We start from the raw sequence: 13748 nt of genomic DNA on the forward strand, positions 1-13748 counted from the left end.
TGCTGAAAAGACTGGCTCGCATCGCGGGGTCCGGACGCGTCGTGGTTGACTTCGCGCCTGCGAAAGAGGATAGGCGGCCCGCAAAACGGAGACTCCCATGGAGATTCGCGAAGGGCTCACCTTCGACGATGTTTTGCTCGAACCCGGCCCGTCCGAGGTGATGCCTGCAGAGGCGGACGTCTCGACCCGGCTGACGCGCGACATCCGACTGAACATCCCGCTGACCTCGTCCGCCATGGACACGGTGACCGAAAGCCGGCTGGCCATCGCCATGGCCCAGGCCGGGGGGCTGGGCATCCTTCACCGCAATATGTCCGTGCAGGAACAGGCCGATCAGGTCCGCACCGTGAAGCGGTTCGAAAGCGGCATGGTCATCAATCCGGTGACGATCCGCCCGGAGACCACCCTGGGCGAGGTTCGCCAGATCGTCGCCAACCGCAAGATCTCCGGCTTTCCCGTGGTGGACGCGGGCGGCAGGCTGGTCGGCATCCTGACCAACCGCGACATGCGGTTCGACACCGATCCGAACCGCCGGGCCGCCGAGCTGATGACCACGGGCGACCTGGTCACTGTGCGCGAAGGGGCCGGACGCGAGGAAGCCCGCGAGCTGCTCCGTACACGGAAGATCGAACGGGTCATCGTGGTGGACGAGGACTATCGCGCCACCGGCCTGATCACGATGAAGGACATCGAGAAGGCCCAGGCCCATCCCCATGCGGCCAAGGACGAACAGGGCCGGTTGCTGGTCGGGGCGGCCTCGACCGTCGGGGACGCGGGCTTCGAGCGCGCCATGGCGCTGGCGGACGCGGGCTGTGACGTGGTCGTGATCGACACCGCCCACGGTCACTCGGCCCAGGTCTCCCGGGTCGTCGAACGGATCAAGCGCGAGAACAACCGGCTGCAGATCATCGCCGGCAACATCGCCACCTATGACGCGGCGCGGGCGCTGATCGACGCCGGCGCGGATGCGGTGAAGGTCGGGATCGGACCGGGCAGCATCTGCACCACCCGGATCGTGGCCGGGGTGGGCGTGCCCCAGCTGACGGCCATCATGGACGCGGTGCGGGCGGCGCGGGATTCGGGCGCACCGGTCATCGCCGACGGCGGGATCAAGTATTCGGGCGACCTGGCCAAGGCCATCGCGGCGGGGGCCTCCGTCGCCATGATGGGCTCGATGTTCGCCGGGACCGACGAGAGCCCCGGCGAGGTGTTCCTGTACCAGGGCCGGTCCTACAAGAGCTATCGGGGCATGGGCTCGGTGGGGGCCATGGGGGCCGGTTCGGCCGACCGCTATTTCCAGAAGGAGGTCGAGGACACCCAGAAGCTGGTGCCCGAGGGCATCGAGGGCCAGACCCCCTACAAGGGACCGATCGCCCCGGTGCTGCACCAGATGGTCGGGGGTCTGCGCGCCGCCATGGGCTATGTCGGCGCCCCCACCATCGCCGAGTTTCAGGACCGCGCGCGGTTCGTGCGGATCACCGGAGCGGGCCTGCGTGAAAGCCATGTCCACGACGTGATGATCACGCGCGAGGCACCGAACTACAGGCAGGGGTGAGGACGATGGGCGACGCCTGGGTGCTGGTGACGACACCGGAGCTGACCATGCTGGCGGCGACGCTGGTGCTGGCCTTCGTATTGATCTTCCTGCCCGCCGCCGGGCGGACCATGGCCATTGGCCTCCTCTGGAACGCCGGTCCGCGCGACGGTGTGCCGACCCGGCCGGGCCTCATCACCCGGCGGCTGGAGCGGGCGCAGGCCAATATGTGGGAGACCCTGCCGCTGTTCATCGGCGCGGTTCTGATCGCCCATGTGACGGGCGAGGACGGCCCGCTGACCTTCTGGGGGACCCAGGCCTTCTTCTGGGCGCGACTGGTCTATATTCCGATCTACGCCTTCGGGGTGCCGTTCGTGCGGTCCCTCGTCTGGCTGATCGCGATGGGCGGCCTGGTGGCCATCTTCGTCGCCCTTTTCACCTGAACAGCCTGAACTGAACGCCCTGATTTGACCCCCGCCGCCCGTCTCGCCTCCGCCGCCGCCATCATCGACCGCATCAGTGCGGGCAAGGCCCCGGCCGAGGCCGTCCTGAAGACCTGGGGGACCGAGAACCGCTACGCCGGGTCCAGGGACCGCCGGGCCATCGCCGATCAGGTCTACAAGGTGCTGCGCGCGCGTGGCCGTCTGGTCTGGGCCATGGGCGGGCGCGAGGACGGGCGTGCGCTGGTCATCGGGGCGCTGAGCCTGATCGACGGCCTGTCGGTCGAGGCGATCGAGGCGCTGCACTCGGGCGACGGCTATGGCCCCAGGCCGCTGTCGAAGCAGGAACGGTCGCGGATCAGCATGACGGCCGACGAGGTGCCGGGCTGGGTCGCGGCGGGCCTGCCCGAGTTCGTGGTCGAGGATTTCAGGAACACCTTTGGCGACCGCTGGGCCGAGGAGGCCGCCGGTCTGATGGTGCCGCGCGCCCCGATCGACCTGCGGGTCAACGGGGCCAGGGCGACGGTCGACGAGGTCATGGCCGAGCTGCGCGCGGCGGGCCTTTCGCCGGAGCGGACGCCCTGGTCGGCCTGGGGCCTGCGTCTGTCGGCCGAGCCGCCGCCGAACGTCCAGGCACTGGAGGCTTTCAAGGCCGGGCGGATCGAGATCCAGGACGAGGGCAGCCAGATCGTCTGCTGGCTGGCCGGGGTCGAGCCGGGCATGACCGTGGTGGACTATTGCGCCGGGGGCGGGGGCAAGACCCTGGGGCTGGCGATGCAGGGGCTGGCGGACGGCGCCTCGCGCGTCGAGGCCGCGCCGCCTGAGCCGGAGCGCATCTGGACCCCGACCGGCTGGGTCGATGCACCGAAATCGAAGCCGAAAGCGGCAACGGTCACTCAGGCCGAAGGTCGGCTGATCGCCTGCGACGTGGTGCAGAAGCGGCTGGACAACATCCGCCCCCGGCTGGCCCGCGCGGGCGTCGAGGCCGAGCTGATCCACCTGGGGCCGAACGGCGGCGGGGTCGAGGACATCGTCGGCATCGCCGATGTCGTCTTCGTCGATGCACCCTGTACCGGGTCCGGCACCTGGCGGCGGCGGCCGGAGGACGCCTGGCGGCTGAAGCCGGAAGACGTCGACCGGATGCATTCCCTGCAGATGGCGATCCTGGCGCGGGCCGCGAAACTGGTGAAGCCGGGCGGGCGGCTGGTCTATGTCACCTGTTCGATGCTGCGGGTCGAGAACGAGGCCACGGTGGACCATTTCGAGGAGGACCACCCCGGGTTTGCGCCGATGCCAATCCTCCCCCCTCGGGGGAGGGGGGCCGCGGAGCGGGGGAGGGGGTCGGCCCCAGACACCGGGTCCGAAGCTGGCCCCCTCCGTCACGACGCGAAGCCGCGTCGCGCCACCTCCCCCGTTGGGGGAGGAATAACCGACGCCGGCTGGGACAAGCTGGCCGGACTGGCCCAGGGTCATCGCCTGCGGATGTCGCCGGCGACGACGGACACGGACGGCTTCTTCGTCGCCCTGTACGAGCGGCGGGCGTGAGCGCGGCTTACGACCTGACGCCCTTCGGCCCGCTGACGGCGCTGTGCGTGATGGCGGCGGAGGCGGAGTACGGACCGGCGCTGCGGGCGCGGATCAGGCCCCTGATTACCGGCGTCGGCCCGGTCGAGGCGGCCGTCCAGACCACGGCCGCCCTGGCCGAATTGGCGCATCAGGGCCGGCTGCCCGACGTCATCATCTGCCTGGGCTCTGCCGGGTCCCAGACCTTGGAGCACGGCCGCATCTATTGGGTGGACGAGGTCGGCTATCGCGACATGGACGCCTCGGTGCTGGGGTTCCCGCCCGGCGTGACGCCGTTCCTCGACCAGCCGGCTGTCCTGACCCTGGCCAGCGGCCCGGCGGGCCAGCCCTATGCGCGTCTGGCGACCGGAGCATCGGTGGTCTCGGGCGAGGCCTATGACGCCATCGACGCCGACATGGTGGACATGGAAACCTATGCCGTCGTCCGCGCCGCCGCCCGGTTCGACGTGCCGGTGCTGGGTCTGCGCGGCATCAGCGACGGCAAGGCAGACCTGACCGGCCTGTCCGACTGGACCGACACCCTGCATGTGATCGACGAGGGTCTGGCCGGGGCGCTGGACCTGCTGAAAGCCGAATTCGAACGTCTGACCGCGCCATTGCCTGAGGAGACCGCATGACTGATCACCAGAAGGTTCTCATCGTCGATTTCGGCAGCCAGGTGACGCAGCTGATCGCGCGCCGCCTGCGCGAGGCCAGCGTCTATTGCGAGATCCATTCCTATGCGAAGGCGGAGGCGGCGCTGGCCGCGCTGAAGCCGGCGGCGATCATCCTGTCGGGCGGGCCCGAGAGCGTGCACGAGGAAGGCAGCCCCCGCGCGCCCCAGGCCGTGTTCGAGGCCGGCGTGCCGGTGCTGGGCATCTGTTATGGCGAGATGACCCTGTGCGAACAGCTGGGCGGCAAGGTCGAGGGCGGCCACACCCGCGAGTTCGGCCGCGCGGAGATCACGGTCCAGAAGGCCTCGCCCCTGCTGGTCGGCCTGGCCCCGGTCGGCGAGGACGAGACCGTCTGGATGAGCCACGGCGACAAGATCGTGGCGATCCCGGAGGGCTTCGACGTCGTCGCCACCTCGGCCGGGTCGCCCTATGCCGTCATCGCCGACGAGACCCGCCGCTTCTACGGCGTGCAGTTCCATCCGGAGGTCATGCACACGCCGCGCGGTGCCACCATGCTGAAGAACTTCACCCACGGCATCGCCGGGCTGAAGGGCGACTGGACCATGGCCGCCTATCGGGACGAGAAGATCGCCCAGATCCGCGAACAGGTCGGCTCGGCCAGGGTCATCTGCGGCCTGTCCGGCGGCGTCGACTCGTCCGTGGCCGCCGTGCTGATCCATGAGGCCATCGGCGACCAGCTGACCTGCGTGTTCGTGGACACCGGCCTGCTGCGCAAGGACGAGGCGACCCAGGTCACGACCCTGTTCAGGGAGCACTACAACATCCCGCTGATCCACGTTGATACGTCAGCTGATTTCCTCGATGCGCTGGCGGGTCAGTCGGATCCCGAGACCAAGCGCAAGATCATCGGCCGCGTCTTCATCGAGGTGTTCGACCGCGAGGCCGGCAAGATCGAGGGGGCCGAATTTCTGGCGCAAGGCACCCTGTATCCCGATGTGATCGAGAGCGTGTCCTCCTCCAGCGGCAAGGCGCACGTCATCAAGAGCCACCACAATGTCGGTGGCCTGCCCGACTATATGAAGCTGAAACTGGTCGAGCCCCTGCGCGAGCTGTTCAAGGACGAGGTCCGGGCGCTGGGCCGCGAACTGGGCCTGACCGACGCCTTCGTGGGCCGTCACCCGTTCCCCGGACCGGGCCTGGCCATCCGCATCCCCGGCGAGATCACGCCCGAGGCCGTCGAGACCCTGCAGCAGGCCGACGCCATCTATCTGGACGAGATCCGCAAGGCCGGCCTGTACGACAGGATCTGGCAGGCCTTCGCCGTCCTGCTGCCGGTCCGGACGGTCGGGGTGATGGGCGATGCGCGGACCTATGAAAAGGTGCTGGCCCTGCGTGCCGTGACCTCGACCGACGGCATGACGGCGGACTTCTTCGAGTTTCCGTGGGACGTCCTGGGCAAGTGCGCGACCCGCATCGTCAACGAGGTGCGCGGCGTCAACCGCGTCGTCTATGATGTGACGTCCAAGCCGCCCGGCACGATCGAGTGGGAATGATTCAGAGCCTTCCGAATCTTTCGAGCGCGCTTCCGAAAATCGCTCTAAAACACTGACTTATAAGAAAAATGATTTCGCAGCCTCTCGGCACCATTCGAGAAGCTGCTTTCGTCTGCGTCGGTCTCTCTGACGGTCCCGCAGCCATTGCCCACCCTGACTCCGCTCCATACCGTCAGAGGGCCGAGAGCGTCCCGACGGTCTTTTTTCGAAGCAAGCTTCTGACTTGTCTGAAGAAAATGTTCTCGAAAGACCTCGAAAGCGCCTGACGGTCTTTTGGAGTCAAAACGGCATGCTTACCGACGCCGCATTGCGAAATATTCGCCCAAAATCAAAATCTTACAAAATGACCGACAGGGACGGTCTGTACCTGCTGATCTCGCCCAAGGGCGGCATCGCGTTCAAGTACGATTATCGGTTCAACGGGCGGCGGGAGTCCGTGACCTTGGGCTCCTACGGTCCGGCGGGATTGTCGCTGGCCAAGGCCCGCGAGAAGGTCCTCGACGCCAAGCGGATGATCGCTGACGGCGTCTCGCCCGCCCTGGAGAAGCAGCGGGCCAAACGACGCCTTCAGCAGGCCCGGAGCTTTGAGCATGTCGCCCAACGCTGGATGGACCATGCGCCCATGGCGGACAGCACCCGCAACATGCGGCGGTCCATCTTCAACCGGGAAATCCTGCCGCAATGGCGCAACCGGCTGCTGAACGAGGTCACGCCCAACGACCTTCGCGCCCACTGCAAGACGATCGTCGACCGCGGCGCGCCGGCGACCGCCGTCCATGTCCGCGATATCATCAAACAGATCTACGCCTACGCCATCCTGCACGGTGAGAAGATCGACAATCCCGCCGACGGGGTGGGGCCGGCCTCCATCTCCACCTTCCGGCCCCGGGACCGGTCGCTGTCGCCGACCGAGATCCGGATCGCGCTGAACCTGCTGGGGGAGGTGGCGACCCTGCCGACGATCCGCCTCGGCCTGAAGTTCATCCTCCTGAGCATGGTCCGCAAGAGCGAACTCCAGGACGGCGTCTGGGATGAGGTCGATTTCGCCAACGCGGTCTGGTCGATCCCGAAGGAGCGGATGAAGCGGTCCCGGCCGCACAACGTCTACCTCTCGACCCAGATGCTCGACATCCTGATCGCGCTGAAGACCTGCGCCGGGAACTCCCGCTACATCCTGCCATCCCGCTATGACGCCGACGCGCCGATGTCGCGGGCGACGTTCAACCGGGTGACCACGGCGATCGCCGAACGGGCCCGGGAGCGGGACCTGCCGCTGGAGCCGTTCACGGTTCACGACCTGCGGCGAACCGCTTCGACGCTCCTGCACGAGATGGGCTTCAACTCGGACTGGATCGAGAAATGCCTCGCCCACGAGGAGCGGTCGTCGCGTGGCGTCTACAACAAGGCCGAGTTCGAGGCCCAGCGCCGCCACATGGCCCAGGAGTGGTCGAACGCCGTGGACGCCTGGGAGGCGGGGCGGGCGTTCACGCCGGTTCTGGCTATCCCGGAGACGGCCGGTCCGCGCTTCGATCCCCGGCTCTGACCGGTCGGGTGATCCGCTTTCGGACATCGGGCGGCGGCGCCCGACGGATCGGCTTGGCCCGGCGGAGCGTCAGCCAGGCCTCGACCTCGGCCAGGTCCCAGACGACGCACCGCGGTGTCAGCAGGAACCGCCGAGGAAACTGGCCGCGCTGCTCCATCTCCCAGATGGTGCTGTCGGCCAGCGGCACCATCTGGCGCAACTGGGGTTTCTTGATCGTGCGCCTTAGCGGCGGGTCGGCCTGGGCCATGTCGAACTCCCGTGTCTGCCCCGGGGAGAATCGAACCCGAAAGCAGGCGACAGGTGAAGCCGCAGGCCTACGCCCGGTCGTCTACGGTCGGGACCGACCCTCTTGTGCGTTCAGGCCGCCTTCGGCCCACAACACGAGCGTGCGCGGGTCTGGGTGAGGTCTTCCAGGATAACGCAGTCCGGGCCGGGGCCGCCGACACAGGCGGCGTCGCAATCGTTCACGAGCTTGGCCAGATCGGCTTCCAGCGCCTTCAGTTCGGAGAGCTTGGTCTGGACGTCCTCCAGGTTCCGTCGCGCCAGATCGCGGGCGTCGAGGCAGGAGCGGTCGCCGTTCTCCAGCAGATCGACAAGGCTGCGCACCTGATCGATGGGAAAGCCCAACTCGCGGCAGCGACGGATGAAAGTCAACCGCTTGAGGTCAGCGTCGCCATAGGTGCGGTGGCCGCCGTCGCGACGCTCGGCCCGGCGGACCAGACCGATCTCTTCGTAATAGCGAATCGTCGGCGGGTTGGTCCCGCTGCGCCTGGCGAGAGCTCCGATCGAGAGAGCACGGTCCATGTCGTCATCCGAAAATAGGGCTTGAAGCTAAAGTTACTTGAAGTCCTACAAGGCGTCCAACGGGAACGACCTCGCGGCCCGCGCAGGAGACTGAGAATGCTGACGAAGGACGTTCCGATCGCCTGCACCCTCGGCGCCGGCGACTATCAGGCCCGGATGCGGTGGATCGCCGATCTCAACCGGCGCAGCCTTCAGAGCCATCGCCGGGACGATCTGACGCTGTCCATCGACTATGAGGCCGGCGCGATCGCCGATGTCGAAGACCTCGTCCGCCAGGAAACCGCCTGCTGCGCCTTTCTGACCTTCGAAATCGAGCATCGGCCCGGGTCGGTCCGTCTCGTCGTCACCGCGCCGGAAGACGCACGTCTCGCCGCCGACACCCTGTTCGAAGATTTTATCGCCTCGGGTCCGTCGACCCCGGCCCAAACCTGTGGATGCTGCTGACCATGACCTTCCTGAACCCCGGCGCGCCGTTGAACGCCGAGCCCGCCAAGGGCGACCCGAACCAGAAGGCGGTCGGCGTCGGCTCCATCGTCGCGACCTCGGGGGCGGTGCTCGGCTGCGCCGCCTGCTGCGTCGTGCCGCTGGCCTTCCCGGTGCTGGCCCTGGGCGCGTCCGGCGCCGTCCTGGCCTGGTTCGCGGGCGCTCATATGTGGATCACGGGTGTCGCCTTCATGATCGTTCTGGCTGCTTGGGGCTGGTTGGCGTGGCGGACTTTCCGCCGCGGTCATCCCTTGGCGGGCTCGACCGTGATCATGATGACGCTTTCAACTCTCATGCTCGCCCTGGCCCTCGTCTGGTCCCGGATCGAACCCGCTCTGATGGCGATGCTGCGATGACCCTCGACCCGACGCCCAGGAAGAAGATGAGACCGCTCTGGGTCGTTCTCGGCCTGGCGGGCGCGTGCGCGGTCTGCTGCGCCGTGCCGATCGCGGCGCTGGTGATGGGCGGGGCCACCCTGGCCGCTGCGGGCGTGGCGCTGAGCCAGAACTGGGACGCGATCGCCTGCGGGGCGCTCATGCTGATCGTTCTGGGCGCCGCCCTGGCGTTGATGCGGCCGAAGCGCCCGGCGGCGTCCTGCAGCGTGGACGGCGCTTGCGGCTGCAAGGGAAAGGCCTGAGACGTTCGGCTGTCGGCGACCCCAGTCGCAACGCCGCAGGGCCGGGATCTTGAATGAACACGTCTGATCTTCGCAACGCGCTGGAGGCGAGGCAGGTCTGGATCTACTTCGCCGCCGTGCTCGTCGCGGCCGTCGTCGGCCTCTTGATCCCGGGCACGGCGGTGCTGGAAGGGGCGATCAATCCGGCGCTGGCCCTGATGCTGTTCGTCACCTTCCTGCAAGTGCCGGTCGCGGCGCTCGGTCGCGCGCTTGGGGAACTGCGGTTCATGGGCGCCTTGCTGGCGGTGAACTTCATCGCCGTGCCCCTGCTGGTCCTGGGCCTGGTCCAATTCCTCCCGGCGGATCCCCTGATCCGGCTCGGCGTGCTCATGGTGCTGCTCTGCCCTTGCATCGACTATGTCGTGACCTTCGCCCACCTGGGAAAGGCGGACGCCCGGTTGCTGCTCGCTTCGACGCCGGTCCTGCTGATCGCGCAGATGGCGCTGTTGCCGATCTATCTCCGCCTGTTCCTCGGCTCCGAGGCGGCGGCCTATGTTCAGCCGGGCCCGTTCATCCACGCCTTCGTCTGGCTGATCGCCGTCCCGTTCGTTCTGGCGGCCCTGGTCCAGGCCTGGGCCGCGCGTAGCGCGACCGGCGAACGGGTCTCGTCTTGGCTGGGTTTGGCGCCGGCGCCCGCGACGGCCCTGGTGCTGTTCATTGTCGTCGCTGCGGTCTTGCCGCAGCTTGGCGAGACCCTGGATCGGACGTTGAGCGTCATTCCGATCTATGCGGCGTTCGCCGTGCTGGCTCCGATGATCGGCTGGGTGGGGTCGCGCTTGGCGGGCCTTGCGCCCGATGCGGGTCGCGCCATCGCCTTTAGCGCCGGCACCCGCAACTCTTTGGTCGTTCTGCCGCTGGCCCTTGTCGTGCCGGGCGCCATTCCACTGGTGCCCGCGGTCATCGTCACCCAGACGCTGATCGAACTGCTCAGCGAACTCGCTTACGTCCGGCTCCTGTCCCGGCTGGGCGGCCCGACGTCCGTCAGATCGACCCAGGCGTGCGGTCCATCGCCACCGTCGCCGTGAGACCGACGGCCTAGAGCACCGTCCTGAGGGAGGGGTCGATGGATTTTCGCCAGTCCTCGCCGACCTGGGCGGCGTCGGCGAACTCGGGCCAGCGGGCCACCGCCTCACGGACCTCCTGGACGATCGCGCGGGCGCGGCGGGCGTTGATCGACGCGACGCGGGCGCTGGCGTCGAAATCGTCCAGGGTGAAGCCGTCGCGTTTGCCGTTCATCGACATCTGGTGGCGCGCCGTCCACAGCCCGGTCGGATTGTAGCTCCAGGTGATGTCGTAGGCCGGCGACAGCGACCAGGCCCCGGTCCGATCCATCAGGAAGGCGATGTTCTTGACGTGGTCGTCCTGATTGCGGGCGATGATGTTGAAGGCCATGCGCCGGAACTGCTCCTCGATCGCCGCCATCGGCAGACCGAGCTGGCGGATGACCAGGAAGGCCTGTTCATAGGCGTAGGCGTTCGGGTCGCAGAAGTCATAATGGGCCAACGCCGCCAGCGACTGCATGTGCAGCTTGCCGCCGCCGGGCAGGCGGTCGAACCGCTTGGTCATGAAATGGCGCCGTCCGCCTTCTTCGAGCAGACGGCATTCGGCCACCTGGACCCCGGCGGCGGCGGCCATGCACGCATAGGCGTATTCGACCGCGCCATAGCCTTCGGGATCGGCCAGTTCGCGGTCCTTATTGTTCTTCACCCCGTCGAACTTGAGCAGCCAGTAGTCGAAGCCGTCGCCGGCCTCGACCTGGCCCGAACGGACCTCGTTGGTGGCGGCGTTCCAGGCGATGACGGCCTTGGCCCGCGCGCCGCCCGCCGAGGTGCCGACCCGCAGGATCTCGCGCAGGGCGTCGGCCTTCCTGGCGTCGGCGAAGGAGGCCTGCAGGTCGTTGCGATGGCTGAGCACCTCGGACGCCAGTTCGACGAGGGCGTCGATCTGGATCCGGGCGGCCTTGCGCGGACGCGGGCCGAGGGCGGGCGTGAACTCAAGGGCGCCCATGCCGCGGGCGCCCGTGTAGCAGAGGCGTTCGACCGCGTTGAAGCTCTCGGGGGTGCGGCCCTGGGTGGCCAGCCAGGCGTCGATCAGGGTGTTGCCGTAGCGGTCGGGCAGGGCGTCCGCCAGCAGGCCCGGGAGGCCGTGGAAGCTCTCGCGATTGAGGCTCGGGAAGGTGAACACCTGCGGTCCCAGGGGCATCATCAGCGGCGCCGGCTGAATGCCGCTGGTGATGAAGGCGGGGTCGTAGGCGAAGGCGGCGACGTCGGCGCCGTCCTCCAGGGACACGGCGCCGATGCGCCGGCCCCACAGACGAACCTCGGCGACGCTCGTCACTGTTCGTCGCCCCAGGTCCAGGGCGCGGCCGGTTCCTGGGCGTCGGTCGGACGGGCGCGTTGACGCATCTTGCCCTGCCGCTCGAGCAGGGCGATGGGATTGGGCGGGGTCTCGGGCAGCAGCCGGTCGAGGCCGTCGAGCGTGTCCAGGGCGCGAAGACAGCGGACCAGATTGCCGGACTGGGTCGAGGCCCCGTCCTCGAGCCGTTCGATGGTGCGCTTGGAGACGCCCGCAGCCTGGGCGAACTGGGCCTGGGTCATCTGTCGCGCGAGCCGCGCATCGGCGATCCTGCGGCCGAACTCGGCGAGGGCGGCGTCATCGGTGGTAAGGTTGGTGATCTTCATAATTCGTCACTTTCGACGAGTTATATAGGCCTTTGTGGGCTAAGTCGTCAATAATGGCGACTTAGATATATCTTCTAGAGGACGTGTAACTCGCCATTTGTAGCGAGATATCCCGCCTCCGAGCCGATAAGTCGCCAAAAATGGCGATTTATTTAATCCAAGGTGTCTCAGGCAGAGCTCAGGCTCAAGCCCGGAAGTCTGCGACCGTAGACGCCCGGTGCTCGCCGGCCGCGCACAGGTCATGATCGTGCAGCACCTCGATCACCTTGCAGGCCGAGACGCGGCCGCCAGCGCATTCCGCCGACATCCGCGACAGTTCGGTCCGCAGCGCCTGGAGCTGCGCGATCTTCGCCGTGACGTCGGAGAGATGACGTTCAGCGATCGCATTGGCCTCGCCGCAGGGCCGGTCGGGATGGTCCGACAGATCAAGCAGGGAGCGGATGGCGTCGAGGTCGAACCCCAGCTGACGCGCATGACGGATAAAGGACAGCCGGCGCAGAGCGGCGTCGTCATAGAGGCGGCGGTCGCTGGCCGTGCGAGGCGGCGGCGCCAGAAGGCCGATCTGCTCATAGAAGCGTATGGTCGGGACCTTCACGCCCGTGGCCGTGGCCAGCTTGCCGATGGATCGAAGAGGCGAGGGGACGGAAGAGACCATGATGTGAGAATAAGCGCTTGATCCTCTAGCCGCTAGAGGATGCATAGGTCGTTCGACGCCCAGCCGGAGCCTCCGATGACCGAGCCCCTGATTCAGGACAGACCCGCCGCCGCCTGTTGCGGCGCGACCGTCAAATTCGACGGCGCCTCGCCCGCCTACCGCCGCATCCTGCTGGCCGTGATCGCCATCAACGCCGTCGCCTTCGCGGCCGTGGCGGGCGGCGCCCTCGTGCAGGGCTCGGCGTCGCTGGGCGCCAATGCGCTGGACTTCCTCGCCGACAGCGCGACCTACGCCATCAGCCTGTGGGCGATCGGCAGGTCCGTGCAGGTCCGTTCCGGCGCCGCCCTGCTCAAGGGCGCAAGTCTCGGACTCCTCGCCGTGTTCATCCTCGGCTTCGCCATCTGGCGGGCTGTGTCGGGCGCGCCGCCCGAAGGGACGGTGATAACCGGCCTGGGCCTGTTCGGCTTCCTCGCCAACGCCGTCGCCGCCCTCCTGCTCGTGCGGCACCGCGACGGCGACGCCAACGTCCGCTCCGTCTGGCTCTGCACGCGCAACGACCTGATCGAAAGCCTCGTCGTCGCGGCGGCCGGCGGGCTGGTCTGGTTGACCGCCTCGCGCTGGCCCGACCTGATCGCCGGAGCCCTTCTCGCCTTGATCTTCCTGCAGTCGGCATGGTCGATCATCCGCCAGTCGCAGCAGGAACTGAGCGCGGCCGCAGACGCCCCGGTCTGCGCCGAATGAGCGCCGGGCGCGGACGCCCTGCGACGATGGCGCGATTGCAGTCGCGGCGGACCATGTTATGGGACGCCATGGGATTCTCCTCGGTCAGGCACGGTTGGATGGCGGCGCTGCTTGCGTCGTTCCTCGCCCTGTTTGTCCTGGTCTCCGCCGTCGACGCCGCAACCTGCGCGCCCGAGGCCGCGACCGCCCCTGCTTCGCAGATCATCGCCGAAGCCCCCGCCGACTCCGGTGACACTGATCAGCCGGATCAGCATGCGATCTGCTCTCACGGCCATTGCCACCACGGCGGCGTCGCCGTGCCGCAGACGCCGGATGCGCCGGCCGTGACCCACGCCGGAGCCAACCTCGACGCCCTTCCGCTGGCGGACGGCTTGCCGTCCCGCATGCCCGCCGGACCAGACCGCCCTCCCAGAGGCTGACGGATCGCGCGCGAACGCGCG

17 protein-coding genes are annotated in these 13748 nt (G+C 68.0%); 12 read left to right on the top strand and 5 right to left on the bottom strand.

What is annotated here, in order from left to right; all coding sequences use genetic code 11:
• The first annotated feature begins 97 nt into the window (after positions 1–97).
• From guaB to HZ989_RS07170, 6 genes are all read left to right on the top strand, one after another.
• Positions 98–1555, top strand: a complete 1458-nt coding sequence (gene guaB / locus HZ989_RS07145; RefSeq protein WP_209322907.1) for an IMP dehydrogenase — start codon at positions 98–100, stop codon at positions 1553–1555.
• 5 nt (positions 1556–1560) lie between these two features.
• Complete coding sequence (locus tag HZ989_RS07150; protein WP_209322908.1) at positions 1561–1977, top strand: MAPEG family protein; 417 nt, start codon at positions 1561–1563, stop codon at positions 1975–1977.
• A gap of 24 nt (positions 1978–2001) precedes the next feature.
• Positions 2002–3519 (top strand): RsmB/NOP family class I SAM-dependent RNA methyltransferase, encoded by a 1518-nt coding sequence (locus HZ989_RS07155; RefSeq protein ID WP_209322909.1) that lies wholly within the window; start codon positions 2002–2004, stop codon positions 3517–3519.
• Positions 3516–4175, top strand: a complete 660-nt coding sequence (locus HZ989_RS07160) for a 5'-methylthioadenosine/S-adenosylhomocysteine nucleosidase (protein ID WP_209322910.1) — start codon at positions 3516–3518, stop codon at positions 4173–4175. The genes HZ989_RS07155 and HZ989_RS07160 overlap by 4 nt, the downstream gene beginning before the upstream one ends.
• Positions 4172–5725: a glutamine-hydrolyzing GMP synthase gene (guaA, locus tag HZ989_RS07165; RefSeq protein ID WP_209322911.1), complete on the top strand. Its 1554-nt coding sequence runs from the start codon at positions 4172–4174 to the stop codon at positions 5723–5725. The genes HZ989_RS07160 and guaA overlap by 4 nt, the downstream gene beginning before the upstream one ends.
• A gap of 289 nt (positions 5726–6014) precedes the next feature.
• Positions 6015–7268, top strand: coding sequence for a tyrosine-type recombinase/integrase (locus HZ989_RS07170; protein ID WP_209322912.1), 1254 nt, complete (start codon positions 6015–6017; stop codon positions 7266–7268).
• On the opposite strand, the gene HZ989_RS07175 is transcribed toward HZ989_RS07170, so the two are convergent.
• Together HZ989_RS07175 and HZ989_RS07180 are read right to left on the bottom strand one after the other, a co-directional pair.
• Positions 7225–7515 (bottom strand): AlpA family transcriptional regulator, encoded by a 291-nt coding sequence (locus HZ989_RS07175; protein ID WP_209322913.1) that lies wholly within the window; start codon positions 7513–7515, stop codon positions 7225–7227. The genes HZ989_RS07170 and HZ989_RS07175 overlap by 44 nt on opposite strands.
• A gap of 110 nt (positions 7516–7625) precedes the next feature.
• On the bottom strand, positions 7626–8072 hold the full coding sequence (locus HZ989_RS07180) for a helix-turn-helix domain-containing protein (protein WP_209322914.1): 447 nt from the start codon (positions 8070–8072) through the stop codon (positions 7626–7628).
• Between the two features lie 96 nt (positions 8073–8168).
• On the opposite strand from HZ989_RS07180, the gene HZ989_RS07185 reads away from it, so the two are divergent.
• From HZ989_RS07185 to HZ989_RS07200, 4 genes are read left to right on the top strand one after another with little or no spacing between them, the layout of a single operon-like run.
• Positions 8169–8516 (top strand): hypothetical protein, encoded by a 348-nt coding sequence (locus tag HZ989_RS07185; protein WP_209322915.1) that lies wholly within the window; start codon positions 8169–8171, stop codon positions 8514–8516.
• Positions 8507–8911 carry a hypothetical protein gene (locus HZ989_RS07190; protein ID WP_209322916.1) on the top strand — a complete coding sequence of 135 codons (405 nt, stop codon included), beginning with the start codon at positions 8507–8509 and terminating at the stop codon, positions 8909–8911. The genes HZ989_RS07185 and HZ989_RS07190 overlap by 10 nt, the downstream gene beginning before the upstream one ends.
• Positions 8908–9192 carry a hypothetical protein gene (locus HZ989_RS07195; RefSeq protein WP_209322917.1) on the top strand — a complete coding sequence of 95 codons (285 nt, stop codon included), beginning with the start codon at positions 8908–8910 and terminating at the stop codon, positions 9190–9192. The genes HZ989_RS07190 and HZ989_RS07195 overlap by 4 nt, the downstream gene beginning before the upstream one ends.
• Positions 9193–9245: 53 nt before the next feature.
• Positions 9246–10256 (top strand): arsenic resistance protein, encoded by a 1011-nt coding sequence (locus HZ989_RS07200; protein ID WP_209322918.1) that lies wholly within the window; start codon positions 9246–9248, stop codon positions 10254–10256.
• 10 nt (positions 10257–10266) lie between these two features.
• Here the strand turns inward: HZ989_RS07200 and HZ989_RS07205 are convergent, their stop codons facing one another.
• The 3 genes from HZ989_RS07205 to HZ989_RS07215 all read right to left on the bottom strand — a co-directional run bounded on the left by HZ989_RS07205 (position 10267) and on the right by HZ989_RS07215 (position 12567).
• Positions 10267–11568, bottom strand: a complete 1302-nt coding sequence (locus HZ989_RS07205) for a type II toxin-antitoxin system HipA family toxin (protein WP_209322919.1) — start codon at positions 11566–11568, stop codon at positions 10267–10269.
• Entirely contained in the window at positions 11565–11912 is a 348-nt protein-coding gene (locus HZ989_RS07210) for a helix-turn-helix domain-containing protein (RefSeq protein ID WP_209322920.1), read from the bottom strand. The genes HZ989_RS07205 and HZ989_RS07210 overlap by 4 nt, the downstream gene beginning before the upstream one ends.
• A gap of 184 nt (positions 11913–12096) precedes the next feature.
• On the bottom strand, positions 12097–12567 hold the full coding sequence (locus HZ989_RS07215) for a helix-turn-helix domain-containing protein (RefSeq protein ID WP_209322921.1): 471 nt from the start codon (positions 12565–12567) through the stop codon (positions 12097–12099).
• Between the two features lie 75 nt (positions 12568–12642).
• On the opposite strand from HZ989_RS07215, the gene HZ989_RS07220 reads away from it, so the two are divergent.
• The gene (locus tag HZ989_RS07220) at positions 12643–13308 is read left to right on the top strand and encodes a cation transporter (RefSeq protein ID WP_209322922.1); all 666 of its coding nucleotides are present in this window, start codon (positions 12643–12645) and stop codon (positions 13306–13308) included.
• A gap of 98 nt (positions 13309–13406) precedes the next feature.
• Positions 13407–13727, top strand: coding sequence for a hypothetical protein (locus HZ989_RS07225; RefSeq protein WP_209322923.1), 321 nt, complete (start codon positions 13407–13409; stop codon positions 13725–13727).
• Positions 13728–13748 lie beyond the last annotated feature (21 nt).

Source organism: Brevundimonas sp. AJA228-03 (assembly GCF_017795885.1).
GTDB lineage: Bacteria > Pseudomonadota > Alphaproteobacteria > Caulobacterales > Caulobacteraceae > Brevundimonas.

Excerpts from the sequence above, each read along its gene's own strand:
- guaB (WP_209322907.1), top strand. The coding sequence starts at position 98 with ATGGAGATTCGCGAAGGGCTCACCTTCGACGATGTTTTGCTCGAACCC.
- HZ989_RS07150 (WP_209322908.1), top strand. The coding sequence starts at position 1,561 with ATGGGCGACGCCTGGGTGCTGGTGACGACACCGGAGCTGACCATGCTG.
- guaA (WP_209322911.1), top strand. The coding sequence starts at position 4,172 with ATGACTGATCACCAGAAGGTTCTCATCGTCGATTTCGGCAGCCAGGTG.
- HZ989_RS07170 (WP_209322912.1), top strand. The coding sequence starts at position 6,015 with ATGCTTACCGACGCCGCATTGCGAAATATTCGCCCAAAATCAAAATCT.
- HZ989_RS07175 (WP_209322913.1), bottom strand. The coding sequence starts at position 7,515 with ATGGCCCAGGCCGACCCGCCGCTAAGGCGCACGATCAAGAAACCCCAG.
- HZ989_RS07180 (WP_209322914.1), bottom strand. The coding sequence starts at position 8,072 with ATGGACCGTGCTCTCTCGATCGGAGCTCTCGCCAGGCGCAGCGGGACC.
- HZ989_RS07185 (WP_209322915.1), top strand. The coding sequence starts at position 8,169 with ATGCTGACGAAGGACGTTCCGATCGCCTGCACCCTCGGCGCCGGCGAC.
- HZ989_RS07190 (WP_209322916.1), top strand. The coding sequence starts at position 8,507 with ATGCTGCTGACCATGACCTTCCTGAACCCCGGCGCGCCGTTGAACGCC.
- HZ989_RS07195 (WP_209322917.1), top strand. The coding sequence starts at position 8,908 with ATGACCCTCGACCCGACGCCCAGGAAGAAGATGAGACCGCTCTGGGTC.
- HZ989_RS07200 (WP_209322918.1), top strand. The coding sequence starts at position 9,246 with ATGAACACGTCTGATCTTCGCAACGCGCTGGAGGCGAGGCAGGTCTGG.
- HZ989_RS07210 (WP_209322920.1), bottom strand. The coding sequence starts at position 11,912 with ATGAAGATCACCAACCTTACCACCGATGACGCCGCCCTCGCCGAGTTC.
- HZ989_RS07215 (WP_209322921.1), bottom strand. The coding sequence starts at position 12,567 with ATGGTCTCTTCCGTCCCCTCGCCTCTTCGATCCATCGGCAAGCTGGCC.
- HZ989_RS07220 (WP_209322922.1), top strand. The coding sequence starts at position 12,643 with ATGACCGAGCCCCTGATTCAGGACAGACCCGCCGCCGCCTGTTGCGGC.
- HZ989_RS07225 (WP_209322923.1), top strand. The coding sequence starts at position 13,407 with ATGGCGGCGCTGCTTGCGTCGTTCCTCGCCCTGTTTGTCCTGGTCTCC.